General features: G+C 71.9%; 21 protein-coding genes, 1 pseudogene and 1 riboswitch. Of the genes and pseudogenes, 8 read left to right on the plus strand and 14 right to left on the minus strand.

The window, feature by feature from the left end; translation table 11 throughout:
• The 6 genes from IE258_RS31260 (at position 1) to IE258_RS31285 (ending at position 6,376) form a co-directional block, all read left to right on the plus strand.
• A complete protein-coding gene (locus tag IE258_RS31260; RefSeq protein WP_189749115.1) occupies positions 1-1,374 on the plus strand; it encodes an aspartate aminotransferase family protein in 1,374 nt (457 codons plus the stop codon).
• A gap of 205 nt (positions 1,375-1,579) precedes the next feature.
• Complete coding sequence (locus IE258_RS31265) at positions 1,580-2,356, plus strand: ABC transporter ATP-binding protein (protein WP_159329333.1); 777 nt, start codon at positions 1,580-1,582, stop codon at positions 2,354-2,356.
• Positions 2,338-3,789, plus strand: coding sequence for a hypothetical protein (locus tag IE258_RS31270; protein ID WP_189749117.1), 1,452 nt, complete (start codon positions 2,338-2,340; stop codon positions 3,787-3,789). The genes IE258_RS31265 and IE258_RS31270 overlap by 19 nt, the downstream gene beginning before the upstream one ends.
• A gap of 107 nt (positions 3,790-3,896) precedes the next feature.
• A complete protein-coding gene (locus IE258_RS31275) occupies positions 3,897-4,304 on the plus strand; it encodes a VOC family protein (RefSeq protein ID WP_189749119.1) in 408 nt (135 codons plus the stop codon).
• 26 nt (positions 4,305-4,330) lie between these two features.
• The gene (locus IE258_RS31280; RefSeq protein WP_189749121.1) at positions 4,331-5,515 is read left to right on the plus strand and encodes an LOG family protein; all 1,185 of its coding nucleotides are present in this window, start codon (positions 4,331-4,333) and stop codon (positions 5,513-5,515) included.
• A gap of 156 nt (positions 5,516-5,671) precedes the next feature.
• Positions 5,672-6,376 (plus strand): LAETG motif-containing sortase-dependent surface protein, encoded by a 705-nt coding sequence (locus tag IE258_RS31285; RefSeq protein ID WP_189749122.1) that lies wholly within the window; start codon positions 5,672-5,674, stop codon positions 6,374-6,376.
• A 63-nt stretch (positions 6,377-6,439) separates the two neighbouring features.
• Here the strand turns inward: IE258_RS31285 and IE258_RS31290 are convergent, their stop codons facing one another.
• The 10 genes from IE258_RS31290 to rpsB form a co-directional block, all read right to left on the minus strand.
• Entirely contained in the window at positions 6,440-7,240 is an 801-nt protein-coding gene (locus tag IE258_RS31290; RefSeq protein WP_189749123.1) for a maleylpyruvate isomerase N-terminal domain-containing protein, read from the minus strand.
• Positions 7,241-7,264: 24 nt separating this feature from the next.
• Complete coding sequence (locus tag IE258_RS31295; RefSeq protein WP_189749125.1) at positions 7,265-8,311, minus strand: ABC transporter ATP-binding protein; 1,047 nt, start codon at positions 8,309-8,311, stop codon at positions 7,265-7,267.
• 55 nt (positions 8,312-8,366) lie between these two features.
• Positions 8,367-9,968 carry an ABC transporter permease gene (locus IE258_RS31300; RefSeq protein WP_189749203.1) on the minus strand — a complete coding sequence of 534 codons (1,602 nt, stop codon included), beginning with the start codon at positions 9,966-9,968 and terminating at the stop codon, positions 8,367-8,369.
• A gap of 92 nt (positions 9,969-10,060) precedes the next feature.
• Positions 10,061-11,146, minus strand: a complete 1,086-nt coding sequence (locus IE258_RS31305) for a thiamine ABC transporter substrate-binding protein (protein ID WP_189749126.1) — start codon at positions 11,144-11,146, stop codon at positions 10,061-10,063.
• A gap of 79 nt (positions 11,147-11,225) precedes the next feature.
• A riboswitch (TPP riboswitch) is annotated at positions 11,226-11,331 on the minus strand.
• A 68-nt stretch (positions 11,332-11,399) separates the two neighbouring features.
• Positions 11,400-12,506: a dual-specificity RNA methyltransferase RlmN gene (rlmN, locus tag IE258_RS31310; protein ID WP_127894606.1), complete on the minus strand. Its 1,107-nt coding sequence runs from the start codon at positions 12,504-12,506 to the stop codon at positions 11,400-11,402.
• Between the two features lie 112 nt (positions 12,507-12,618).
• Entirely contained in the window at positions 12,619-13,797 is a 1,179-nt protein-coding gene (locus IE258_RS31315; protein ID WP_159329340.1) for a phosphatidate cytidylyltransferase, read from the minus strand.
• Positions 13,797-14,354 (minus strand): ribosome recycling factor, encoded by a 558-nt coding sequence (gene frr / locus IE258_RS31320; protein WP_059300879.1) that lies wholly within the window; start codon positions 14,352-14,354, stop codon positions 13,797-13,799. Before frr ends, IE258_RS31315 begins: the two co-directional genes overlap by 1 nt.
• A gap of 178 nt (positions 14,355-14,532) precedes the next feature.
• Entirely contained in the window at positions 14,533-15,291 is a 759-nt protein-coding gene (gene pyrH / locus IE258_RS31325; protein ID WP_054100839.1) for a UMP kinase, read from the minus strand.
• 206 nt (positions 15,292-15,497) lie between these two features.
• Entirely contained in the window at positions 15,498-16,334 is an 837-nt protein-coding gene (gene tsf, locus IE258_RS31330; RefSeq protein WP_189749127.1) for a translation elongation factor Ts, read from the minus strand.
• Between the two features lie 95 nt (positions 16,335-16,429).
• The gene (rpsB, locus tag IE258_RS31335) at positions 16,430-17,344 is read right to left on the minus strand and encodes a 30S ribosomal protein S2 (protein WP_127894602.1); all 915 of its coding nucleotides are present in this window, start codon (positions 17,342-17,344) and stop codon (positions 16,430-16,432) included.
• Between the two features lie 270 nt (positions 17,345-17,614).
• Between rpsB and IE258_RS31340 the strand changes: the two genes are divergently transcribed.
• Positions 17,615-18,286 (plus strand): murein hydrolase activator EnvC family protein, encoded by a 672-nt coding sequence (locus tag IE258_RS31340; RefSeq protein WP_189749128.1) that lies wholly within the window; start codon positions 17,615-17,617, stop codon positions 18,284-18,286.
• On the opposite strand, the gene IE258_RS31345 is transcribed toward IE258_RS31340, so the two are convergent.
• From IE258_RS31345 to IE258_RS31360, 4 genes and pseudogenes are all read right to left on the minus strand, one after another.
• Positions 18,240-18,797, minus strand: coding sequence for a TetR/AcrR family transcriptional regulator (locus tag IE258_RS31345; RefSeq protein ID WP_159329367.1), 558 nt, complete (start codon positions 18,795-18,797; stop codon positions 18,240-18,242). The two genes, IE258_RS31340 and IE258_RS31345, sit on opposite strands and share 47 nt — an antisense overlap.
• Before the next feature lie 129 nt (positions 18,798-18,926).
• A complete protein-coding gene (gene whiG, locus IE258_RS31350) occupies positions 18,927-19,769 on the minus strand; it encodes an RNA polymerase sigma factor WhiG (RefSeq protein ID WP_087807011.1) in 843 nt (280 codons plus the stop codon).
• A gap of 282 nt (positions 19,770-20,051) precedes the next feature.
• Positions 20,052-21,344 carry a DNA-processing protein DprA gene (dprA, locus tag IE258_RS31355; RefSeq protein WP_373309958.1) on the minus strand — a complete coding sequence of 431 codons (1,293 nt, stop codon included), beginning with the start codon at positions 21,342-21,344 and terminating at the stop codon, positions 20,052-20,054.
• Positions 21,341-21,985 (minus strand): annotated as a pseudogene (locus tag IE258_RS31360) (ATP-binding protein); the annotation flags it as partial. The pseudogene IE258_RS31360 and the gene dprA, both read right to left, overlap by 4 nt.
• Positions 21,986-22,022: 37 nt before the next feature.
• On the opposite strand from IE258_RS31360, the gene IE258_RS31365 reads away from it, so the two are divergent.
• On the plus strand, positions 22,023-23,090 hold the full coding sequence (locus IE258_RS31365) for a hypothetical protein (protein ID WP_189749129.1): 1,068 nt from the start codon (positions 22,023-22,025) through the stop codon (positions 23,088-23,090).
• Positions 23,091-23,127 lie beyond the last annotated feature (37 nt).

Consider the following 23,127-nt stretch of genomic DNA (forward strand, 5'->3'; position numbering starts at 1 on the left):
GTGAGCACCGACAGCCCCAAGGACCTCAGCAAGGCCGCGTACGACCACCTGTGGATGCACTTCACCCGCATGTCGTCGTACGAGAACGCCCCCGTCCCCACCATCGTCCGCGGTGAGGGCACCCACATCTACGACGACAAGGGCAAGCGCTACCTCGACGGCCTCGCCGGCCTGTTCGTGGTCCAGGCCGGACACGGCCGCCAGGAGCTCGCGGAGACCGCCTCGAAGCAGGCGCAGGAGCTCGCCTTCTTCCCGGTCTGGTCCTACGCCCACCCCAAGGCCGTCGAGCTGGCCGAGCGTCTGGCGAACGAGGCTCCCGGCGACCTCAACAAGGTCTTCTTCACCACCGGCGGCGGCGAGGCGGTGGAGACCGCCTGGAAGCTGGCCAAGCAGTACTTCAAGCTGACCGGCAAGCCCACCAAGTACAAGGTGATCTCCCGCGCGGTGGCCTACCACGGCACCCCGCAGGGCGCCCTGTCCATCACCGGCCTGCCCGCCCTGAAGGCCCCCTTCGAGCCGCTGGTCCCCGGCGCGCACAAGGTGCCGAACACCAACATCTACCGCGCCCCGATCCACGGCGACGACCCCGAGGCGTACGGCCGCTGGGCCGCCGACCAGATCGAGCAGCAGATCCTCTTCGAGGGCCCGGAGACCGTCGCGGCCGTCTTCCTGGAGCCCGTGCAGAACGCGGGCGGCTGCTTCCCGCCCCCGCCCGGGTACTTCCAGCGGGTGCGCGAGATCTGCGACCAGTACGACGTGCTGCTCGTCTCGGACGAGGTCATCTGCGCCTTCGGCCGCCTCGGCACGACCTTCGCCTGCGACAAGTTCGGCTACGTCCCGGACATGATCACCTGCGCCAAGGGCATGACCTCGGGCTACTCCCCGATCGGCGCCTGCATCATCTCCGACCGCCTGGCCGAGCCGTTCTACAAGGGCGACAACACCTTCCTGCACGGCTACACCTTCGGCGGCCACCCGGTCTCCGCCGCGGTCGGCATCGCCAACCTCGACCTGTTCGAGCGCGAGGGCCTCAACCAGCACGTGCTGGACAACGAGGGCGCCTTCCGCGCCGCCCTGGAGAAGCTGCACGACCTGCCGATCGTCGGCGACGTCCGCGGCAACGGCTTCTTCTACGGCATCGAGCTGGTCAAGGACAAGGCCACCAAGGAGTCCTTCAACGAGGAGGAGACCGAGCGGGTCCTGTACGGCTTCCTCTCCAAGAAGCTCTTCGAGAACGGCCTGTACTGCCGTGCGGACGACCGCGGCGACCCGGTCATCCAGCTCGCCCCGCCGCTGATCTCCAACCAGGAGACCTTCGACGAGATCGAGCAGATCCTGCGCGCCACACTGACGGAGGCGTGGACGAAGCTCTGATCGTCCCGATCATCCGCTGAGGTGATCATCACCGGCCCCGGAGCGGTCCGTTCGAGTGAGAACGGCGGCCCGGGGCCGCGTGCTGTCCGGCTTCCTCCACGGCGACTCCTTACGGTGCCCAGTGACCGATCGGCCCCGTCTTCGTTCCCCCGGAAGGGGGACGACACGACCGGGGAAATACGGATCAGAACCGAGGTGTACGCCCATGGAGGCCCCGCCGGACAACGACGTGCTCTGGGCCCGTGCCCTGCACTTCCAGCACCACGACGGCTCCCCCGCGCTGCAAGGCGTGTCGCTCGGCGTGCGCCAGGGCGAGATCCTCGCCGTGAGCGGCCCGCGCGGCAGCGGCAAGACCACCCTGCTGCGGTGCCTGTCCGGACTGGTCAAGCCGCAGGACGGCGAGGTGTGGTTCAACAGCGTGCCGGTGCACACCATGGGCCCCCTCGGCCGCGAACGGCTGCGCCGCGACCGCTTCGGCTGGATCGACCCCACGCCGGCACTCGTCCCGGAGCTGAACGCCTGGGAGAACGCCGCGCTCCCCCTCATGCTGCGCGGCACCGGCCGGCGCCGGGCCAAGACCGCCGCCCTGGAGTGGCTGGACCGCCTCGACGTCGGCGGCAAGGCGCGCAGGCGCCCGCACGAACTCCAGCAGGCCGAACGGCAGCGCGTCTGCATCGCCCGCGCGCTCGCCGTCGCCCCGGCGGTCCTCTTCGCCGACGAGCCGACGGCTCCCCTGCACCGCGCCGACCGCGCCCAGGTCCTGCGGACGCTCACCACGGCGGCCCGCTCGCACGGCATCACCGTCCTGCTCGCCACGCACGACGCGCAGACCGCCGCCCTGGCGGACCGCGCGGTGGCGCTCCTCGACGGACGGCGGGTGCGGACCGTGCACCTGCCGCCGCTCGCCGAGACCACGGTGGCCACGGGTGCCGCCGGGACTCCCGGAACGGAAGGCCGGGCGGCGTGCTCGCTCTCCGCCTGACCCGCACCGCCCACCTCGCCGTCCACCTGCGCCGCCTGCTGGTCGCGCTGGCCTCGGCGGGCACGGGCTTCCTGCTGCTGTGCGCCCTCGGCCACGCGCTGAGCCACCCCGACGCGCCCGGCGCCTCCGCCCTCCGCCTGGCCTGGTGCGCGGCGCCGCTGGCCGCCGCGGTGTACCTGGCGGTCGCCGTGGCCCGCACCGATCCCGGCACCCGGCCCCGCTCGGGGCTGTCGGCGATCGGGCTCGGGCCGGGCCGGCTGATGGCCGTCTCGGCGACGACCACGGCCCTGTCCGCCGCGCTCGGTTCGGTGGCGGCCCTGCTCGCCTTCCTGTACCTGCGCGGCAGCCTGACCGGCCGCCCGCCCTCGGACCGCGTCGCGGCCGACGCCCTGGCCGTCGGCCAGTCCCTCCCCGCCCCGGCCGTCCTGACGCTGCTGGTCCTCGTACCGGCCCTCGCCTCGGCGGCCGTGGCCCACACACTGCGGCCCCGCGATCCCCGGCCCACCACGGCCGCCGCACCTCGCGGCTACGGCCGCTTCGGCGCGTACGGCTGGGGCAAGGCCCGCGAAACCTTCGGCGCCTACGGCCGCTTCGGCGCCCGCACAGCTGTCGCTGGTCCTGCGGGCAGTCGTGCCGTCGCTGATGCTGCGGGCAGTCGTGCCGCTGGGGCGGCACGGGTGGGCGCAGGCGGCGCCCTGCAAACGCAGGCAAGTGCTCCCCACCCCCCGACCTCGGCGGACGGCACCACACAGACGCTGGACGCCGCTCCTCCGGCCCCGGCGGACATCCCGCAGACACCGGACACCGCCCCCGACACCCCGACGGAGCCAACCCCCCGCCCCCACAACACCACCGCCCTCCCCTGGGGCATCGCCGTACTCACCGCGGGCCTCACCGTCGAGACCTACACCGGCAGCGCGACCGGCGCCCCCGCCCCCGGCACCGCCCCCTCCGCCGGCGTGCTGATCGGCTGGGCCCTCACCGCCCTGGGCCTCGCCCTGGCCGGCCCCGGCCTCACCCACCTGTGCGGCCGCCTGCTCCAGGCCGCCCGCCCCGGCGCCCTGCGCCTCCTGGCCGGCCGCGTGCTCATGGAGGAGTCCCACCGCATCGGCCGCCCGCTCGGCGTCGTCGCCGCCGTCGCCGCCGCGGCCTACGTGACCGCGACCGTGTACGACGGGGACGGCCCCGCCTTCGGTCCGCTCGGCACCCTGGGCGCCGTCCTCGTGGCCGGCTGCACGGTGGCCACGCTGCTCACCGCGGCCGTCGAGGCCAGGCACGCCCGCGCCGACACCACGGGCGCCCTGCTGCGGCTCGGCGCGCCCCCGGCGACCCTGCGCGCCGCGGCCGCCGTACGCGCCGCCGCCCTGCTCGCCCTGTTCGGCCCGCTGGTCCTGGTCGTCGCCGTGCTGGCGGCGCTGCCGCTGGACAGCTGACCGGCGGAAAGTCTTTCGAGAAAGTTCGCGCAACGGCGATGAGTTCCGGGGCCGCCTAGCGTCTATCTACTCGAACGGCACGACATACGAAACCGGGAGAGGCCCCCATGTACCAGCAGATGATCTTCGTGAACCTGGCCACCAACGACCTCGACGCCGCGAAGAAGTTCTTCGCCGGACTGGGGTGGGAGATCAACGCCCAGTTCAGCGACGACAGCACCGCCTCGTTCCCGGTGAGCGACACCATCGTCGTGATGGTGCACACGCCCCAGAAGTACCGCGAGTTCACCAAGAAGGAGATCGCGGACTCGACGAAGACCAGCGAGGTGCTGATCGCGCTGAGCGCGGAGAGCCGCGAGAAGGTCGACGAGCTGGTCGAGAAGGCGGTCGCGGCAGGCGGCTCGGTCTCCGGCGAGACCCAGGACCACGGCTTCATGTACGGCCGGGCCTTCGACGACCTCGACGGCCACACCTTCGAGGTCGCGTGGATGGACCCGGCGGCCGTCCAGGGCTGATCCGGACGCGTGCCTAGCATGGGCGGGTGGATCAGACACCCGATCAGACACCCGCCCGGCGCAGGGCCCGATCACCGCACGGGTCGCCGTCCCTCTCCCGGTTCCAGTCCCACCACGCCTCCCACGACAGGGAGATCGAGAGCCTCGACGAGTTCGACCGCGTCGTCTCGTCGCCGGGCTCCCTCGCCCATCACCGCGTCCAGGCCGTCGACCTGACGGGCCGTACGGACGCCCTGCTCGCCGCCGACCCCACCGGCGCCGTCTTCCTCGGCTGCCCGATGGAACCCGGCGCCGCCGCCGGGGTGCGCGCCGCCGGCGCCCTGGTCTTCCCGCCGATACCAGGGCTCCCGTTCGACCCCTACCGGGGACGGGTCTACTCCCCCGACGAGTTGTACGCCCGCCTCGGCGAGGGCTACGAGGCGACGCCGGACGCGCTGGCCTACGACTGGTTCCAGCAGACCAGGGCCGACGGTGACGTCTTCGCCTCCATGCTGCGCGCCATCCATGACGACGCCGTCTCGGACGCGCTGGACGAACTCGTCGTCGGCAGCCGGGTGGTGGGCGTCATGGGCGGTCACGCCATGGCCCGCGGCACCGCGGAGTACGCGGGCGCCGCCCGCCTGGGCCGTGAGCTGGCCCTCGCCGGGCTCACGGTGGCCACCGGCGGCGGTCCGGGCGCGATGGAGGCGGCGAACCTCGGCGCGTACGCCGCCCCGTTCGACGACAACATGCTGGACGAGGCCCTGGTGCTGCTCGCCAAGGTGCCGTCGTTCGCGCCCTCGATCGCCGACTGGGCCGGGTCCGCGTTCGAGGTGCGGGCACGCTGGCCCCGGGGCGGCGACTCGATCGGCATCCCGACCTGGTTCTACGGCCACGAGCCGCCCAACGCCTTCGCCGCGCACATCGCCAAGTACTTCGCCAACGCCACCCGGGAGGACGGCCTGCTGGCCCGCTCCACCGCGGGCGTGGTGTTCCTGCCGGGCGCGGCCGGCACCCTGCAGGAGATCTTCGACAACGCGACGCCGAACTACTACGAGTCGCGCGGCGAGCCCACGCCGATGGTGCTCGTGGACCGGGAGCACTGGACCCGCACACTGCCGGCGTGGCCGCTGCTGCGGTCGCTCGCGAAGGGGCGGGCGATGGAGTCCCGAATCGCGCTGGTTGACCGAATCGACGAGGCTCCGGACGCGCTGAAACGTCTCGGCGGTTAATAAGACGGCAAAGTCAACGGCCTTGGCAGGCATATGCGTTGACACTTCTTACGCGTCGCTTATAGACCAGTGAGGCTCATGGGTGTGCTGATGCCGCGTCGTCGAGCGTCGGCACCCTCTCCACCCCCCGCATCCGCGCTCCCGTAAAGGACAAACGTGGCAGTCCTGTCCATAATCAGCCGCACGGCATCACGCCGTAGCGTCCGCGCCCTCGGCGTCGTCGCCGCCTCCGCGGCCCTGGCGCTCAGCGCCTCGGGCAACGCCCTCGCCTGCAACATCAACGAGTTCTCCGCCGAGGCCAAGTGCGACGGGGACAACGGTGTCATCACCGTCACCGACGTGGACCCGGCCGGCATCCCGGCCACCGTCACCGTCTCCCTGAAGAGCACCGGGGAGCAGGTCGGCCAGGAGACGGTCAAGGGCTCCAAGGAGGGCACCACCGTCTCCTTCGCCGTGGACTGGCAGCCGAACACGGAGTACCGCGTCCACGTCAAGGCCGACAAGTACGTCGACGAGTTCATCGAGCCGGACGTCAAGACCCCGTCGACCCCGTGCAAGACCGAGGACACCCCGAGCCCGACACCGTCGGAGAGCTCCTCGACCCCGTCCGACGAGACGGAGTCCCCGGCGCCCGAGCCGTCCACGTCGGCCCCCGCGCCGTCGCAGCCGGAGAGCACCGCCCCGGCGGCCGTCCCGAACGACAACGCCCCGTCCCCGGCGGCCGGTGACTCCAACCTCGCCGAGACCGGTGCCAACTCCAACACCGGCATGATCGCCGGTATCGCGGCGGCACTGGTCGTCGTCGGTGGCGGCGCCGTCTTCTTCGGCATGCGCCGTCGCGGCGCGAAGAGCGGCAGCTGATCTCCCGCGCACCGACGCGCTGATCGCGGTGGCCCGTCCCCTCCGGGGCGGGCCACCGTCGTGTCAGCCGAACGTCGCCTTCTCCAACCAGAGTTCGAGCAGCTTGCGGTCGCCGAGCAGCTCGAGTCCCGGCGCGTCCAGCGGCAGCCGGCCGTAGAAGGCCAGCAGCACGTCCGTGAGCGGGCCGCGCAGGGCCACCGTCGCCTTCTCGTGCCCGCGGCGCCAGGCGATGCCCTCGTCGGGCAGCTCGACCAGCCACTCGGCGTTCAGCTCGGCCGGGGTGTCGGTCGCGTGCAGGTGGAGGCTGCTGCCGGGGGCCCGCAGTTCGTTCGCCGCGGCGCCGGGCAGGGCCCGCTGCACGAACCGCACGATGTCCAGCCACTCGTCGATCGCGTCGGCCGCCACCTCGGGCGCGACCGCCCGGAGGGGCAGGCCCGCCGCGAGTGCCGCGTCGGCGCCGTGGACGACGAGTTCGTGGGCCATCCGCCGCGCCCAGAACCCCGCCGTGTCGACACCGGCCCACGACCACGCGCGCGCGTCCGGACCGGCCTCCCGCAGGGCGCCGACGACGACCTCGCCGGACTCCGCCAGCCACGCGTCCAGCGCCGCCGCGTCCCCGCTCGCCACGGGCCCCGTGGCTCCCGGGGCCCGGTCCAGCGGGACATTCTCCTCGGCGCGAGTGCCGACGATCAGCCCGGTCCAGCGCAGGGCCCGGCCCACGTGCCTGACCAGGTCCTCCAGGGTCCAGTCCGGGCAGGTCGGCACGGTGGCGGACAGATCCGCACCCGAAGTGACCACGGCCCTGAGTCCGCCCACCTGGTGGACGATTTCGTCGCAGTACCGGTCGTGCGCGAGGAGTGTCATGCCGTCACCCTAGGAGCGCGACGATCACTCCGGAACTCCTGATCGGCCGAGCACGACGACGTCCGCCGCGTCGAACTCCACCCCGACTGCGGCCCCGACCTCCGGCGCCGCCCGCAGCGCGCAGGCCGCCTCCAGCCGGGGCGCGTCCTCGGGCTGGAGGTGCACGGCGACGTGCGTGCCGCGGAAGGTCCGGGCGGTGACCGTGCAGCGCAGACCCTCGTCGGCGGGGAGGACACGGACCCCGGCCGGCCGCACGAGCACCGTCCGGGTGCCCTGCGGGGCGCCCTCGGGGACCGGCACCTTGCCCCACGGGGTGTCCGCCACCTGCCCGGCGACGGACGCCTCGACCACGTTGTCGAAGCCCAGGAAGCGGGCCACGAAGGCGTCCGCCGGCCGCTGCCACACCTCCAGCGGCGTCCCCGACTGCGCGATCCGCCCGTCCCGCATCACCACGACCCGGTCGGCGAGCGCGAACGCCTCGCCCTGGTCGTGCGTCACCGCGAGCACCGTCGTGCCCAACCGCCCGAACAGCTCCCGCAGTTCCACGACGAGTCGCTCCCGCAGCGACCGGTCCAGCTGGCCGAGCGGCTCGTCCAGCATCAGCAGCCGGGGCCTGGGCGCGAGAGCGCGGGCCAGCGCCACCCGCTGCTGCTCCCCGCCGGAGAGCGCGGCGACGGACCGGCGGGCGGCGCCCGGCAGCCCGACCAGCTCCAGCAGCTCCTCCACGCGGGCCTGCTGCTCCGTCCTGGACGCGCCGCGCATCCGCGGCCCGAAGGCGATGTTCCCGGCCACGTCACGCTGCGGGAACAGCTGGTGGTCCTGGAACATCAGCCCGACCTCGCGCCGGTGCGCGGGCACCCCGGACTGGTCCCGCCCGTCCAGCGTCACCCGCCCGGCGTCCAGCGGCTGGAGCCCTGCGACCGCTCGCAGCAGCGTGGACTTGCCGCTGCCGCTGGGCCCGAGCACGCACACCACCTCGTGCTCGGCGACCCCCAGGTCGACGGCGTCGAGCACGGCCCGGCCACCGAAGCGGACGGTGGCGCCTTCGAGGCTCAGCAGGCTCGAAGGCATGGACGGCTCCGACGGCATGGGCGGCTCCGACGGCCTGGACGGTTTGGACGCCATGTCAGAACTCCCCGCTCCGGTCGGTCCGCAGCCGCTCCAGCACCACCAGGGCCACCGCGCACACCAGCATCAGAATCGTCGAAAGGGCCATAGCCTGGCCGTAGTTCATGTCCCCGGGCCGCCCCAGCAGCCGGGCCACGGCGACCGGCAGCGTCGGGTGGTCCGGACGTGCGATGAACACCGTCGCGCCGAACTCGCCCAGCGACACCGCGAAGGCGAACCCGGCCGCGACCAGCAGCGCCCGCCGCACCATCGGCAGGTCCACCTCGCGCCACACCCGCCACGGCGACGCGCCGAGCACGGCCGCCGCCTCCCGCAGCCGCCCGTCCACCGCGCGCAGCACCGGCAGCATGGTCCGTACGACGAAGGGGACGCCCACCAGCGCCTGCGCGAGCGGCACCAGGATCCACGAGGACCTGAGGTCCAGCGGGGGCTCGTCCAGCGCGATCAGGAAACCGAAGCCGACCGTCACGGCCGACACCCCGAGCGGCAGCATCAGCAGCGCGTCGAACCCGCGCACGAAGCGGCCCGCGTCGCGCCGGGTGAGCGCGGTCGCGGCCAGCGCGCCGATCACCACGGCGATGGCGGTGGCGGCGACGGCGTACTGGAGGGAGTTGCCGATCGCCTCGATCGGCGGGACGAGGAAGGCACCGCCGTCCTCGCGGGTCAGCGCCCGGTAGTAGCCGAAGCCGGACGCGCCCAGCGACCGCTGGACCAGCACCGCGAGCGGCAGCACCAGCAGCACGGCGACGGTGCCCAGGACCCCGGCGAACAGCGTCCACTGCCCGGCCCCGCGCGGCCGGCGCGCCGTCGTGGCCGCGTCCACCAGCCTGAGCGCGCTCTCGCGCCGCCGTACCGTCCAGGCGTGCACGGCGAGGACGGCGACGACCGCCGCGAACTGGATCAGCGTCAGGACGGCGGCCGTGGACAGGTCGAAGACCTGTGAGGTCTGGCGGTAGATCTCCACCTCCAGGGTGGAGAAGGTGGGCCCGCCGAGGATCTGGACGACGCCGAAGGAGGTGAAGGTGAACAGGAAGACCATCAGCGCGGCGGCGGCCACGGCGGGCGCCAGCGCGGGCAGCGTGACCTGCCGCCAGGCCCGCAGCCGGGAGGCGCCGAGCATCCGCGCGGCCTCCTCCTGCCGCGGGTCGAGCTGCGCCCACAGTCCGCCGACGGTGCGGACGACGACGGCGTAGTTGAAGAAGACGTGGGCGAGCAGGATCGCCCACACCGTGGTGTCCAGGCGCAGGCCCCACAGTTCGTCGAGCAGCCCGCCGCGCCCGACCAGCGCCAGGAACGCCGTACCGACGACGACCGTCGGCAGCACGAACGGCACGGTCACCACCGCCCGCAGGACCTGCTTGCCGGGGAAGTCGAAGCGGGCGAAGACATATGCGCCGGGCAGTGCGACCAGCAGCGTGAGCGCGGTGGACGCCAGCGCCTGCCAGGTGGTGAACCACAGCACGTGCCGCACGTCGGACTGCGCGAGCACGTCCCCGATCCGCCCGAGCCGCCAGACCCCGTCGACCTCCAGACCGCGCGCGACGATGGCGGCGACGGGGTAGGCGAAGAACACCGCGAAGAACGCGACCGGCACGGCCATCAGGCCGAGCCGGGCCGCGCTCCCGCGGACGGTCCGGGCCGGCCGCACCGCCTGCTTCACCGCCTGCTTCACCGGCTGCGTCCCTTCGTGGCTCACTTCAGGACGAGCGAGGTCCACGACTTGACCCACTGGTCGCGGTTGTCGGCGATCTTCGCCGGGTCGAGGGTCTGCGGGTCCTTCGCCTGCGGCCCGAACTTCGAGAACACCTCGGGGACCTGCGCGCCCTCACGCACCGGGTAGACGAACATGTTCAGCGGCATGTCGTCCTGGAAGGGCTTGCTCAGCAGGAAGTCGAGGAGCGCCTTGCCGCCCTCGGGGTTCTTGGCGTTGCTGAGCAGGCCCGCGTACTCGACCTGCCGGAAGCAGGTGCCGTCGGCGACGCCCGTGGGGGCGGTGTCCGGCTGCGGGTCGGCGTAGACGACCTCGACGGGCGGGGAGGAGGCGTAGGAGACGACGAGGGGACGGTCGCCCTTGGCCTTCTTGCCGCCGGCCGAGCCGGAGAACTCCTCGTTGTACGCCTGCTCCCAGCTGTCGACGACCTTGACGCCGTTCGCCTTGAGCTTCTTCCAGTAGCCCTCCCAGCCCCCGTCGCCGTACTTGGCGGCGGTGCCGAGCAGGAAGCCGAGGCCCGGCGAGGAGCTGCCCGCGTTCTCGGTGACGAGCAGGTCCTTGTACTCGGGCTTGACCAGGTCGTCGAAGGACTTGGGCGGGGTCAGCCCGTGCTGGTCGAAGTACGCCTTGTCGTAGTTGACGCAGATGTCGCCGCTGTCGACGGGCGTGACCCGGTGCTTGTCCTGGTCGGCCCGGTACTCGGGCAGGACGAGGTCGGAGCCCTTCGCCTCGTACGGCTGGAACAGGCCGTTGTCGAGGGCGCGGGAGAGCAGGGTGTTGTCGACGCCGAAGAAGACGTCGCCCTGCGGGTTGTCCTTGGTGAGGATGGCCTTGTTGACGGCCTGTCCGGCGTCGCCGTCCTCCAGGACCTTGACCTTGTAGCCGGAGTTCTTCTCGAAGGCGGCGATCACGTCCTTCGACACGGCCCACGAATCGTGGCTGACCAGCGTCACGGTCTTGGAGCCGCCGGAGCCGCTGCCGTCGTCGGACGAGGATCCGCAGGCGGCCAGCGTGCCGACCATGCCGAGCCCGACGGCCAGGACACTGACCTTCTTGGTGATGCTCACTGAATTCCTCCTGGGTGACCAGGAGAAGACGCGGCCCCGCCCGGGACCCCTGGAGAGGATCCCGGGCAGGGCGCAACAGCTCGAGTGGTGACCGATCTCCCTACCCAGAATGACCTGGGCCAGGTTCGGAGGGTCTGCGGCCGGTGCCGCACTCTCAGCGCTGTGGCGCTCCCCTGTCGGAATATGAAGATGTGACGACTATGACGATGTACTGCGTGTGCTGGATGTACTACTGATACTTCCGCCGGTCAGGTTACCGCTCGCTCGCGGCGAGCTGACCACACGCCCCGTCGATCTCCTGCCCACGGGTGTCCCGGATCGTCACCGGCACACCGTGCGCCGCGATCGCCTCCACGAACGCCTTCTCGTCCTCGGGCCGGGACGCGGTCCACTTGGAGCCGGGCGTGGGGTTGAGCGGGATCAGGTTGACGTGCACGGGCCTGCCCTTGAGCAGCCGCCCGAGACGGTCGCCGCGCCATGCCTGGTCGTTGATGTCGCGGATCAGGGCGTACTCGATGGACAGCCGGCGCCCGGACGTCGCCGCGTACTCGAACCCGGCGTCGAGCACCTCGCGCACCTTCCACCGCGTGTTGACGGGGACGAGGGTGTCGCGCAGCTCGTCGTCGGGGGCGTGCAGGGAGATGGCGAGGCGGCACTTGAAGCCCTCGCCGGTGAAGCGGTGGATCGCGGGGACGAGACCGACCGTGGAGACGGTGATCCCGCGCTGGGAGAGCCCCAGTCCGTCGGGCTCGGGGTCGGTGAGCCGGCGGATGGCGCCCACGACCCGGTTGTAGTTGGCGAGGGGCTCGCCCATGCCCATGAACACGATGTTGCTGAGCCGGGCGGGGCCTCCCGGGACCTCTCCGTCCCTGAGCGCCCGCATGCCGTCCACGATCTGGTGCACGATCTCGGCGGTCGACAGGTTCCGGTCGAGGCCGGCCTGGCCGGTGGCACAGAACGGGCAGTTCATGCCGCAGCCGGCCTGGGAGCTGATGCACATGGTCACCCGGTCCGGGTAGCGCATGAGCACCGACTCGACGAGCGTCCCGTCGAACAGCTTCCACAGCGTCTTGCGCGTGGTCCCCTGGTCGGTCGACAGGTGCCGCACGACCGTCATCAGGTCGGGCAGCAGCGCCTCCCGCAGCCCCTCGCGCGAACCGGCGGGGATGTCGGTCCACTGCTCGGGGGCGTGCGCGTACCGCGCGAAGTAGTGCTGCGAGAGCTGCTTCGCACGGAACGGCTTCTCACCGATCGCGGCGACAGCCTCCTTGCGCTCGGCGGGCGTGAGGTCGGCAAGGTGCCGCGGCGGCTTCTTGGCTCCGCGCGGCGCGACAAATGTGAGTTCTCCGGGCTTAGGCATGGCCATACCAGTGTCGCAGACATACGGAGAGGGACCCGCCGCCCTGTGGACAACGGGTCCCTCTCCGAAGAACCAGCAGGTCAGACCCGAACCGAAGGGGTCACAGTCCGGATCAGCCCGAGCCCACGAAGATCACCAGCAGCAGCCACACCACCGGTGCCGTCGGCAGCAGCGAGTCGAGGCGGTCCATGATGCCGCCGTGGCCCGGCAGGAGGGTGCCCATGTCCTTGATGCCGAGGTCCCGCTTGATCATGGACTCGCCGAGGTCGCCCAGAGTGGCGCTGATCGCGACCACGAGGCCGAGCAGCAGGCCCTGCCACCAGGTGCCGTCGTCGATCAGGAACTGCATGCACAGCGCGCCCGCCACCATCGCGAACGCCACCGCCCCCAGCAGGCCCTCGCGGGTCTTGCCCGGGCTGATGCGCGGGGCGAGCTTCTTCTTGCCGAAGCGCCAGCCGACGGCGTAGGCCCCGGTGTCGCTGACGACCGTCAGTATCAGGAAGACCAGCACGCGCCAGGCGCCGTCGTCGGCCGCCAGCATCATGGCGACGAACGTGGCCAGGAACGGCACGTAGAACGCGGCGAACAGGCCCGCGGTGACGTCCCTGAGGTAGCCCTCGGGCGGCTCCGTCATGCGCCAGACCAGGACCGCGAGCGCAGTGAGGGCCATCGCGACCCACGCCCCCTCGGCCCCGCGCGCGTAGCCGGCGACCACCATCGCGGCGCCGCCGATCGCGAGCGGTACCAGGGGCGCCTTGATGTCCTTGCGCTCCTGAAGCCGCGAGGTCAGCTCCCACAGGCCCACCACGACGGCGACCGCGATGACGCCGACGAAGACGGCCTTGACGACGAACAGCGACGCGATGATCACCACGCCGAGTCCGACGCCCACCCCTATCGCGGCACCCAGGTCGCGCCCCGCGCTCTTCTTCTGCGGCGCCGGCTCGGGCTGCGCCGGCTGCGGGGCGTCGGGCATGGGCTCCGGATTCCGCGGCACCGCCGCATACGGCTGCGCCGACGTGCTCGGGTCGCGATACGGCTCGTCGCGAACGGGCTGGTCGTGGAACGGCTCGTCCCGGAACAAGGGACCGCTCAGCCGAGCGGTCCCCTGGTCGTCGTCCTGGTCTCCGCCGTGTTCGGGTACGTCGGGCACGATGGGCATGGGGCGAGTCTGCTGCGCGTAGTGCGCATCGTACGCGGGACCCGCCGGGCCGGCGCCCTGGACGGGTCCCTGGTCGGACGGCCCCCAGTACCCGGCTTGTGGCGGCGCTCCCCAGGAAGAGTCGTTCATCAGACCTCGAGCAGCTCCGCTTCCTTGTGCTTCAGGAGCTCGTCCACCTGTGCGACGTACTTGGCGGTGGTGTCGTCGAGCTCCTTCTCCGCACGGCGGCCCTCGTCCTCGCCGACCTCGCCGTCCTTGACCATCTTGTCGATGGCGTCCTTGGCCTTGCGGCGCACGGAGCGGATCGAGACCTTGGCGTCCTCGCCCTTGCTCTTGGCGACCTTGATGTACTCCCGGCGGCGCTCCTCGGTCAGCTCGGGGAACACCACCCGGATGATGTTGCCGTCGTTGCTCGGGTTGACGCCCAGGTCGGAGTCGCGGATCGCCTGCTCGATGTTGCGCAGGGCCGTCTTGTCGAAGGGGGTCACCACGGCCATGCGCGGCTCGGGCACGGAGAACGAGGCCAGCTGGTTGATCGGCGTCGGCGCGCCGTAGTAGTCGGCCACGATCTTGTTGAACATCGCCGGGTGCGCACGGCCGGTGCGGATCGCGGCGAAGTCCTCCTTGGCGACCACGACGGCCTTCTCCATCTTCTCCTCGGCCTCGAGGAGGGTCTCTTCGATCACCACTTGCTCCTGCGTGTCTTGAGTAGGCCCGGCTGCGGTACCCTGCGGGCCGCGGCCGGCTGCGTCGCGTTCTTCCTGCACGGTTCCCGACCGGCGGGACATTGTCCATCCCCCGGCCCGGTCCCGTCCCGTCCGTCCCCCGGACAGGTGGCGTCCGCGGACGGGGGGTGTTCTCCGGTCAGTCCCGGCTGCCCTGGTCACCCACAAGCGTGCCGATCTTCTCACCCTTGACGGCGCGGGCGATATTGCCCTCCTTCAACAGCTCGAAGACCACGATCGGGAGGCTGTTGTCGCGGCAGAGGGTGACGGCCGTGGCGTCGGCGACCTTCAGGTCGCGGGTGATGACCTCGCCGTAGCCGAGCGCGTCGAACTTCACGGCGTCCGGGTTGGTCTTCGGGTCGGAGTCGTAGACCCCGTCCACGCCGTTCTTGCCCATGAGCAGCGCCTCGGCGTCGATCTCGAGGGCGCGCTGGGCGGCGGTGGTGTCGGTGGAGAAGTACGGCATGCCCATACCGGCGCCGAAGATGACCACGCGGCCCTTCTCCAGGTGGCGCACGGCACGCAGCGGGATGTAGGGCTCGGCGACCTGGCCCATGGTGATGGCGGTCTGCACACGGCAGTCGACGCCCTCCTTCTCCAGGAAGTCCTGGAGGGCCAGGCAGTTCATCACGGTGCCGAGCATGCCCATGTAGTCGGAGCGGGCGCGGTCCATGCCGCGCACCTGCAGCTCGGCGCCGCGGAAGAAGTTGCCGCCGCCGATAACGATCGCGATCTGCGCGCCGTCGCGGACGACGGCCGCGATCTCGCGGGCGATGGCGTGCACCACGTCGGGGTCGACGCCCAGGCCCCCACCGCCGGAGAAGGCCTCTCCGGACAGCTTCAGCATGAAGCGGCCGCTCACTTTGCCGTCGTCGCTCTTCTCGGCCTTGGTGGTCATGGAGATCTCGCCTCTTTTACGTGGGTCACACACACGAAGAAGGCCACTGCCGGTGGGGGCGTGTTTCGCATCCCATACGCGGCAATGGCCTCCTCGTCAGATCTGCTGTCGCCCGCCGCCACGCGCGCGTGCGCAACGGCATACGCGAACGGCGCCGACGACTGCTGTCGACCCTACCGGGGTCGCGCGTCCGTCGCGGTACGGACTCAGATGCCGACCTTGATGCGCGAGAAGCGCTTCAGGCTGACACCGGCCTCTTCCAGCACCTTCTGGACGGACTTCTTGTTGTCCAGGGCGTAGGGCTGGCCGAGCAGGGTGGCGTCCTTGAAGAAGCCGTTGAGGCGACCCTCGACGATCTTCGGCAGGGCGGCCTCGGGCTTGCCCTCGGCGCGGGTGGTCTCCTCGGCGACGCGGCGCTCGGTCTCGACGACCTCGGCCGGGACGTCCTCCTTGGAGAGGTACTTCGGCGCGAAGGCGGCGATGTGCTGGGCGACGCCCTTGGCGACCTCGGCGTTGGGCTTGTCCAGCTCGACGAGGACACCGATCTGCGGGGGCAGGTCGGGCATCGTGCGGTGCATGTACGCGGTCACGTAGCCGCCGGAGAACTGCGCGAAGCGGTCCAGGACGATCTTCTCGCCGAGGTTGGCGTTGGCCTCGTCCACGTACGCCTGGACGGTCTTGCCGGCCTCGATCTCGGAGGCGAGCAGCGCCTCGAGGTCGGCCGGAGCGGCCTTGGCGACGTGCTCGGCGATGGTCTTGGCGACGGTCTGGAACTTCTCGCCCTTGGCGACGAAGTCCGTCTCGCACTTCAGCTCGACGATCACACCCGAGGTGTTGTCGTCGGCGATGATCGAGACGACGGCGCCGTTCTCGGCAGAGCGGCCCTCGCGCTTGGCGACGCCCTTCTGGCCCTTGATGCGGAGCGCCTCGACGGCCTTCTCGACGTTGCCCTCGGCCTCGTCCAGCGCCTTCTTGCAGTCCATCATGCCGGCGCCGGTGAGCTCGCGGAGCTTCTTGACGTCGGCGGCGGTGTAGTTCGCCATGATTCCGGAATCTCTCTCGAAGTCTGAAGATCTACGGGCCGGACGGCGGGGGCTTCGTGGGCCCCCGCCGTCCGGCACCCGAAGGTGGTGAGGGGTCAGGCCTGCTCGGCGTCCGCGGCCGGGGCGGCCGGGGTCTCGGCGGGCGCCTCGGTGGCGGGGGCCTCGGCGGGGGCGGCCTCGGCAGCCGGAGCCTCGGCGGGCTTCTCGGCGGCCTCGGCGTCGTCCTTCTTCTCGGCCTTCTCGCCCTCGAGCAGGTCGCGCTCCCACTCGGCCAGCGGCTCGCCGGCGGCCTTCTCGCCCTTGGCGCCACCGGCGGCACCGGAGCGGGCGATGAGGCCCTCGGCGACGGCGTCGGCGATCACGCGGGTGAGCAGGGTGACGGAGCGGATCGCGTCGTCGTTGCCCGGGATCTTGTAGTCGACCTCGTCGGGGTCGCAGTTGGTGTCGAGGATGGCGACGACCGGGATGTTGAGCTTCCGGGCCTCGCCGACCGCGATGTGCTCCTTCTTGGTGTCCACGATCCAGACGGCGCTGGGCACCTTGGACATCTCGCGGATACCGCCGAGGGTCTTCTCCAGCTTGGCCTTCTCGCGGGAGAGGACCAGCAGCTCCTTCTTGGTGAGACCGGAGGCGGCCACGTCCTCGAAGTCGATCTGCTCGAGCTCCTTCAGGCGCTGCAGGCGCTTGTAGACGGTCGAGAAGTTGGTGAGCATGCCGCCCAGCCAGCGCTGGTTGACGTAGGGCATGCCGACGCGGGTGGCCTGCTCGGCGATGGCCTCCTGCGCCTGCTTCTTCGTGCCGACGAACATGACCGTGCCGCCGTGGGCGACGGTCTCCTTGACGAACTCGTAGGCGCGGTCGATGTACGACAGCGACTGGAGCAGGTCGATGATGTAGATGCCGTTGCGCTCCGTGAAGATGAAGCGCTTCATCTTCGGGTTCCAACGGCGGGTCTGGTGACCGAAGTGGACGCCGCTTTCCAGCAGCTCCCGCATCGTGACGACGGCCATGGCCGTATCTCCTTGGTTTTCTCGGTTGTGCCGCGCGAGCCGGACGGCTCCCGCGCCTGACGCCCGGATGCGCCTGCCACTAGGGACCGAGGGGCGCTGACACGAACCTTGTGAGGCCTCGTGTCGGGGCGTGCGAAGTCGACCCGGTGACCCGGATCGCCACCAGAAGTGTACGGGACCCGCGAGGTACCGGGTGACGCGGCTGTCCACAAGCGGAGCGCGGTCCACAGGGCCGGGCGGTGCCGGGCCGCGGTGCGGGACGGTGCTCCCATGCGAACGAGGCGATGGGTGCGCGCGGGCACCTGGCTGGTACTGCTGCTGACCGTCCTGGCCACGGGGCCGCCGCGCGCTGCTCCGGCGGTCTCGGGGGTTTCGGCGGTCTCGGCGGTCTCAGCGACGGACGCCGGCCGGAGGGCCCCGGACCCGGCGGTGCCGACGGTGGCCCGGCACTGGCCGGTCGGCACGCCTCCGGTGGTCCTGCGGGGCTGGGAGCCCCCGGCGACCCCGTACGGGCCGGGGCACCGCGGCGTGGACCTCGCCGCGGGAAGCGGAACCCCGGTACGGGCGGTGGCCGCGGGGCGGGTGTCGTTCGCGGGGCCGGTCGCGGGCCGCGGCGTGGTCTCGGTGGAACTGGCGGGGACCGGCACACCACCCCTGCGGACGACGTACGCCCCCGTCGAGGCGACCGTGCGCAAGGGCGACGAGGTCGCGGCCGGGGAGGTGCTCGGCACTGTGGAGCCGGCTGGCCCGCACTGTGCCGCCTGCCTGCACTGGGGCCTGCTGCGGGGCGAGGTCTATCTGAACCCTCTGTCCCTGCTCCCGCCGTGGCTGCTGGACACGGGTCCGTCGAGACTGCTGCCGGTCCTGGGCGTGCCGTTGCCCGGCCGCGCGGAGATCAGCCCCGCACGCCGCGCAACGCCATGGAGACCGCCGCCTCGGTGATCGCCGTCGGCTCCTCCGCAGCACCCAGCTCGATCCGCCGTACGGCGGCGTCGACGACGCCCTGGAGGAGCATCGCCGCCAGCCGCGGCTGGCCGTGCCCCATCTCGCCCAGCGCCTCGACGATCATCGCGATCAGCCCGCCGTGCGCGGCCCGGATCTTCTCCCGGGCGCCGGCGTCCAGCTCGCTCGCGGAGATGGCCACCACGGCCCGGTGCCGACGGTCCCCGACCAGGTCGAGCTGGGTGCGCACATACGCCTCGACCTTGGCCTCGGGGGCCGTCTCGCGCTCCATCGCGGCCTCGACCTCCGCGGCCCACACGGGGAAGTCGACGGCGCACAGCTCCTCGACCACCGCCGCCCGCGACCGGAAGTACTCGTAGACGGAGGACCTGGCGAGGCCCGTCCGTTCGGCGAGGGCGGGGAAGGTCAGCGCCTCCGTACCGCCGTCGGACAGCAGGGAGCGTGCCGCGTCCAGCAGGGCGGCACGCTGCATCGACCGGTGCTCGGCCACAGAGGCCGCTCGAATCCTTGGCACGTCACCACTTTACGGACGCGGCACCCCGTACGGGAGTCATCCACCCGGCCACACCACCGCCGGCCGGGTCACCGGTCGACGTCGGGCCACTGCCGCGGAGCCGGTTCAGCGGCCGAAACCCGCCAGCTTGGCGCGCAGTTGCAGGACCGACTTGGTGTGGATCTGACTGACCCTGCTCTCGGTCACACCCAGCACGTTCCCGATCTCGGCGAGCGTGAGGCCCTCGTAGTAGTACAGCGTGACCACGGTCTTCTCCCGCTCCGGCAGCGTGTTGATCGCCCGGGCCAGCAGCCGTCGCAGCTCCCGGTCCTCGGCGACCTCCACCGGGTTGTCGGCGGCGGTGTCCTCCAGCGTGTCCATCAGGCTCAGCCGGTCGCCGCCCTCGCTCCCGGCGTGCAGCAGCTCCTCCAGGGCCACCACGTTGGCCAGCGACAGCTGGCTGAAGACCGCGTGGAGGTCCTCCACCGCGATCCCCATCTCCGCCGCGACCTCGCTCTCCGAGGGGGTGCGGCGCAGGCGTGCCTCCAGCGTCGCGTAGGCGCGCTCCACGTTCCGCGCCTTCTGCCGCACCGAGCGCGGGATCCAGTCCAGTGCGCGCAGTTCGTCGATCATCGCGCCCCGGATCCGGGTGATCGCGTACGTCTCGAACTTGATCTCCCGGTCGACATCGAACTTCTCGATGGCGTCGATCAGCCCGAACACCCCGGAGGAGACGAAGTCGGCCTGCTCGACATTGGGCGGCAGGCCCACGCTGACGCGGCCCGCCACGTACTTCACCAGGGGCGAGTAGTGCAGGATCAGCTGTTCCCGCAGCCGCTCGTCGCCGGTCGCCTTGTACGACCGCCACAACTCGTCGAGCGTCGAGGGGGCGGATGGTCGCACGCTGCCACCGTCGCGGGCGGCTGGGGGGATCGCCGCCCGGTCGGACCCGGAGGTGTGCTGGGGCATTCGTCGCCTAGTGCCGTTCTGCCGTGATGTGGATCTGCCTGAGGCCGCCGGTCTGCTTTCTGGTTGTCGCCTGCTGTCGGCCGTCTGCGTGGGGGTCATCGTGAGCGTAGCGTGACTGGACCGTCGCGGTGTGCGAAGGAGGGGGCGGTGACCCTACGCAGATACGTTCCGCCGAACGCTCTACAGGGGGGACGGTGATCGCTCTGGGTGATCACTCGAATACCTCAACTGCCAGAATCCCCACGGGCGTCGGGGTTCCCCCGGACGGCCGAACACGGTGCGTCAGCACGGGCCGCGGCCGCCGCGAACCGAGATCATCGCCTGGCGTGTCAACTTCCAGCCGTCGCCGTGTCGTTCGACGTAACCGAGTGCTCGAAGCTCGTACAGCCTCGCGATCGCGTCGTCCTCGGTGGTCTGGGCCCGTTGTGCCACCTCCGCCGCCGTCGCCGTTCCCCGACCGGGGAGCCCGGCCAGCGCGTGGCGGGTCCGGGGTTCCAGGAGGTCGGTGGGCAGGACCGGGCCGCGCCGCTCCGGGGGCAGCTCGCCCATGTCGCCGACCAGTTCGACCACCTCGGCGGCGTCGCCGACGAGCACCGCGTCGCCGCGCAGCAACTCGTGCACCCCCGCGGAGAGGGCGCTGGTCGCGGGTCCCGGCACGCCCATCACGTGCCGGCCCAGCCGCCGGGCCGCCCGGGCGGTCACCAGCGAACCGCTGCGGTACGCGGCCTCGACGACCACGGTGCCCCGGGTGAGCGCGGCGATGACCCGGTTGCGCAGGATGAATCTGCTCGGCGTCGGATGGTCGCCCGGTGGCAGTTCGCCGACGACCAGGCCCTGCTCGGCGATCCTGTTGATCAGCGCGGTGTGCCCGGGAGGGTAGGGGCGGTCGACCCCGCAGGCGAGGACCGCCGCGGTGGCGCCGCCCGCCCCGAGGGCACCGCGATGGGCGGCGCCGTCGATCCCGTAGGCCCCGCCCGAGACCACGACCCAGCCGCGCTCGGCCAGCCCGGCGGCGAGGGTGGCGGCCATGTGGGCGCCGTACTCGGTGCAGGCGCGGGCGCCGACGACGGCCACCGACCTGAGCGCCCACATGCGCAGACTGGGCCCGCCCCGCACCCACAGCCCGAGCGGCCGGGCGTCACCGAGGTCGTCGAGCTGCCCCGGCCACTCCGCGGTCCCGGGGACCACGAACCGCGCCCCCGCGGACCGGGCGACGGCCAGGTCACGGCGGGGGTCGGCACGCCCCGCCCGGGCACAGAGCCCGGCCCACCGCTTCGCGCTCACCCCCGGCAGGGCGCGCCCGCCCTCGCGCAGGCGCCGCGCCACCTCCAGGATCCCCCGCTCCCGCACCCACCGGCCGCCGGTCTCGTCACCGGGCTCGAGCACCCGGGCGAGGAAGACCCGCGCCTGCAACTCACGGTCCCGGGGCACCTCACCGCCTGCCACCGCTTCCCCCTCGGGCTGATCCCGGTCGCCGAGGGAGACCGCCGCGTCGGGGAAGAGAGGGTCGCTCCCGGTCGGTCCGGCGTCCCTGTTCGGGGCGGTGTCCCCCGGCTGCCCGCCGTCGCCGCTCATGCCAGTGCTCCCAGGGCCATCGGCACGCCCCGCGGCACCCCGGTGCGCAGTTGCAGTGCCAGGGCGACGTCCCGGGCGTCGGGGCGGTCGTGGCCGACGAGGTCCGCGACGGTCCAGGCGACGCGCAGGACCCGGTCGAGTCCGCGGGCGGTGAGCACACCGCGTTCCAGACTGCGCTCCGCCTCTTCCAGCGCGCCGGGGGCGGCGCGCCAGCGGCTGCGCAGTTCCCGGCCGGGCACCTCGCTGTTCGACCGCCACGGGGTGCCCGCCAGGCGCGCGGCCGACCGCTCCCGAGCCGCGCGCACCCGGTCGGCGACGGTCGCGGTGCAGTCGCCCCGGGGACCGTCCCCCGCCAGCTGGCTGCGCGTGACCCGGTCCACCTCGACCCGCAGGTCGACCCGGTCGAGCAGCGGTCCTGAGAGTCTGGCCTGGTAGCGGCGGATCGCCGAGGGCGAGCACTCGCACGTCTCGTCGGTCTGCGAGAACCGCCCGCAGGGACAGGGGTTGGCGGCGAGCACCATCAGGAACCGCGCCGGGAAGCGCACCACGCCCGCGCTGCGCGCGATGACGACGTGCCCGGCCTCCAGCGGCTGGCGCAGGGCATCGAGCGCGTGGCTGCTGAACTCCGGGGTCTCATCCAACGAGCCGGACTTACTCCCCGATCGAAGGGGACTGACGATGGAACTCACCTGGCACAAGGACGCAGCCGGTAGCTACTACGCCACGCACGATGGCAAGCGCATCGCTACGGCACGCAAGAACGGCGCCGCATGGGAGGGAACCGTGACCGGTCTCGGCCACGGCTTCACCGGCCGTCGACTGACGGACGTCAAGGAGCTGGCACTCCGGCACGTCGAGCGCATCTACGGCGAGGGCGAGTGGACCCTCTTCCCCGCCCGTGACCTGAAGCCCGGCATGGTGCTCGGTTGCGACACCTGGAAGGACGGGGACCGGGAGGTCACCTCGGTCACGGTCGACACGGACGCTCAGTCGGTGGACGTCGAGCTCTCCTCCGAGTCGTCTCGCGAGCTCGGTTTCACCCTTGACCACACGTACGCCGTGGGCGAGTACGTGCGCGTCCGGCCGCAGGATGTGGAGATCGTCCGGGCCGAGCACCTGGCCGAGGGGGATGCCCTCTGGTTCTGGGAGGGCAAGGGCATCGTTACGGCCGTCGAGCCGCTCGGCAACAACCTCGGCCAGCTCCGGGTCACCACTCTGTTCAAGGGCGAGTACGACACGGTCACGGTCTACCCCGGTTCCACGTTCCAGCGTGTACCCAAGGTCGAGGAGTCGGCCCCCGTCCGCACGCTCGACGATCCCGCGGACGCTCAGGCGCTCGCCGAGGCCGAGGCGGACGAACGGGACGCCGTCACGGCCGAGGCAGGCGAGCGCTTCGCCCCCGAGGCGCTGGGCATGCAGACGATCAACCTCGCCCCGTTCGTCGCCATCGTCGACGTGATCGCCGGTACCGGCGTCCTGGTCTCTCCCCCGGCGAGCGAAGACCTGTCCCTGTCCGAGGGCGGCGCCACCCTGCATGACGCCTTGCTCGCCGACACCTTCCGTCGCCTCTCCTCGCTCGGCGTCGAGCCGCTCGAAGGGGAGGACGGCGGGCCGTCCCTCGAAGGGGTCACCGACGACGGCCGGAAGGTGTTCAGCCTCTACGTCTCGGACGCGATCACCACTGAGCCGGACTTCGAAGAGGTCGCCGCGTCCATCGAGGCACTGCGACAGGCGGCCGGTCTCTGACCCGCTCGGGGAGCGGGCGAACAGACGTCCGCTCCCC

The organism is Streptomyces tendae (genome assembly GCF_014650435.1).
In the GTDB taxonomy this organism is placed as follows: Bacteria; Actinomycetota; Actinomycetes; order Streptomycetales; family Streptomycetaceae; genus Streptomyces; species Streptomyces tendae.